Source organism: Nitratireductor sp. ZSWI3, from assembly GCF_024655565.1.
Taxonomy (GTDB): domain Bacteria; phylum Pseudomonadota; class Alphaproteobacteria; order Rhizobiales; family Rhizobiaceae; genus Nitratireductor.
In genome coordinates this window covers 1-2,835 of the sequence record NZ_JANKOF010000144.1, presented here as the reverse complement: position 1 = coordinate 2,835, position 2,835 = coordinate 1, and the positions used below count along the sequence as shown (strand labels likewise).

The following is a 2,835-nucleotide window of genomic DNA, read 5'->3' as shown; positions in this document are numbered from 1 at the left end:
GGGACTCGGCAATCTGACCGGCAAGGCATACGCCATCCAGCGCTTCGACCGTACGCCGGACGGCCCGGTCCATATCGAGGATTTCGCGCAGGTCTACGGCGTCTATCCGCAGAACAAGTACAAGAGCGCGAGCTCGCGAAACATCGCCACCGTGCTCGGCGCCGAAGGCTCGGACGCCGATATTGCGGAATTCACGCGCCGGCTCGTGTTCAATACGCTGATCGGGAATGCCGATCTGCACCTGAAAAACTGGTCGCTGATCTACCGCGACCGCCGCACGGCATCACTCTCACCGGCATATGATTTCGTATCGACGATTGCTTACATCGAGGACGACGAAGCCGCCCTCAAATATGCCCGCACACGCAAATTCGCCGGACTGGACGCCGACGAGCTCTCCTACCTCGCCGGCAAGGCGCACCTGCCGGAAACGCCGGTGCTCGACACGGCCAAAGACACCGTCGCCCGCTTCCACGAGGTATGGGCGAAAGAGAAAGCACACCTGCCGCAGGCGGACCACGTCACCAAGACCATCGACGCGCATCTCGGCAAGCTGCCGCTGGTGAAACTGTAAGGACACAATTAGAGAAGCGTCCGAATGCCGGCATCCCTTGAAACACATATCGAAAATCTGAGTACCGCGCTGTCGGAACTTAAAGCCAGGGGAAAAGATGGTTTCTAGGGTCTGATCGCGGTCGCGCTTGATACAATCACCGGCATTCCGTTCCGGCTTGCCAGCGGCGGCTATCAGCGCGGGGTTGTCCGGACGAAGCGCTGGGTCGTCTATGCCAAGGCGCCGTTCGCTGGACCGGAGGCGGTGCTCGCTTATCTGTCACGCTACACCCACCGGGTCGCGATCTCGAACAGCCGCCTGATCGCGTTCGATGAGCACGGCGTCACCTTCCGCTACAAGGACTACCCCCGCGACGGCACGGACCGGCAGCAGGTGATGACGCTTGCAGCCGACGAGTTCATCCGCCGCTTCCTGCTCCATGTCCTGCCGCGCGGCTTCCATCGCATCCGGCACTACGGTCTGCTCGCCGGCTCTGCCCGCAAGGCCAGTCTCGCGCTCGCCCGCAAACTCCTGAGTGCCACCATGCCACCCGATGCCGGGGCACCATGCGAACCGGACGACTACCGTCCGCCATGCCCCTGCTGTGGCGGACGCATGATCATCATCGAGACCTTCGCGCACTGGAGACAGCCGCGCGGTCCGCCCGATGCGACCGCCACGAACCGGGAGACAGCTCCATGAGCCGGGATGGCATGGTCGAGCCCACAGCCGCAGACGCTTCGCCTCCGGCAACGAACCCTCGCGCGTCCACCGTCAATATCGCTGTCGACACCTTCACAACGAGCATCGTGCGGGATCGGCTGGACCGCACGGAGGCACAACGAAGCCGCCTCTTCGCATCCATCCCCACGCAGCCCAGCGGCAGTCGCGCCATCGCCGACATCGACCGCAGATCGAAATCCCCATAACCATCGACTGTGGCCCGCGGGTTCCTGCATGAGAGGCTTTCGTACGTCTGCCGGCACCCGAAACCCTTCACCAAATCGAACATCGCAGCTGCATTGTGCAACTTCCAAAAGCTGACATTGCTTATGATGCATCCGAATGCCGCCGATTACCGTACAAGCGCTCCGCCAGCCTAGGCGAGGGCATGACAGCTTGACCCCAAGAGCCGTTATCAAGTGCATGACTGGATTGGGCCGTCACGGTTATTTAACCGCTGAGCAGGCACTCCCATGAACGCGAAGGACCGTTCACTGCTCAAGCTGCCCACATCTCTCGAAACGACACGAGACGCTTGGCGTTTTCGTCCCACAACACAAGTTTGACGCAGCGTAGGCTCTGCAAAAGGGTGATGCGACCCACGTTGCGCAGATCGGGATGATCTCGCAACACCTCCGGCAGACGATAAAACGGCACCTTGGCTGACAAGTGATGCACATGGTGGATGCCAATGTTTCCAGTAATCCAGCGCAGAGGAAAGGGAAGATCGTAGTGTGAACTGCCGTGCAGCGCGGCGTGGTGAAAATTCCAATCGTTGCCCTCGGACCAGTGCGTTTCTTCGAATTGATGCTGAACATAGAAAAGCCAGACGCCGGCAGTCGCCGCCATCAGGGTGATTGGCACCTGAACCATGAGAAAGGGACCGATCCCCATAAGCCACATCAGGCCGGCGACGGGCAAGGCGACGCCAAGGTTGGTGGCGATTGTCGACGTCCAGGGCTGTATGCCGGCGCGCATGAGGCCGAATGGCAATCGATATTGACAGACGAACAGCCAGGCTGGGCCGAAACCGAACATCACCAAGGGATGGCGATAAAGGCGATAATGCGCGCGGCCCCACCACGGCAATGCACGATACTCTCCAACCGTGAGTGTCTTGACATCACCGATCCCCCGCTTGTCGAGATTGCCTGCCGTCGCATGATGGACGGCGTGGGTACGGCGCCAGTAGTCGTAGGGCGTGAGGGTGAAAACGCCGATGATGCGACCCGTCCAGTCATTGATGCCGCGCCGCGCGAACAAAGTGCCGTGACCGCAATCGTGCTGCAGGATGAAAAGGCGGACCAGAAAGCCGGCCGCCGGGATCGTCAGCAAGAGGCCCCACCAGAAGCCGTACGCCGCGGCCACCGCACATAATGTCCATAAGGCGACAAAGGGCAGCGCCGTTATGGCTATCTCGACCGTGCTGCGGACGGGGTTAGGTTGCCGATACTGCGCGAGGACCTTTGTCCAGGAGCGGTCGCTGCCCTCAATGGCAGCGCCATCAGAAACATTATTTTCCACTAAGTTTCCAAGCCTACATGTGCGCCCAAGCAAAA

Annotated in this window: 2 protein-coding genes and 1 pseudogene; 2 read left to right on the top strand and 1 reads right to left on the bottom strand. The window is 60.6% G+C overall.

The window, feature by feature from the left end:
• Positions 1-574 (top strand): type II toxin-antitoxin system HipA family toxin (locus NUU27_RS24170; RefSeq protein ID WP_257764853.1); only part of this gene is annotated, 574 nt, incomplete at its 5' end.
• A gap of 186 nt (positions 575-760) precedes the next feature.
• Positions 761-1,255 (top strand): annotated as a pseudogene (locus NUU27_RS24165) (transposase); the annotation flags it as partial.
• Positions 1,256-1,774: 519 nt separating this feature from the next.
• Here the strand turns inward: NUU27_RS24165 and NUU27_RS24160 are convergent.
• The gene (locus NUU27_RS24160; RefSeq protein WP_257764854.1) at positions 1,775-2,800 is read right to left on the bottom strand and encodes a fatty acid desaturase; all 1,026 of its coding nucleotides are present in this window, start codon (positions 2,798-2,800) and stop codon (positions 1,775-1,777) included.
• Between the last annotated feature and the right edge of the window lie 35 nt (positions 2,801-2,835).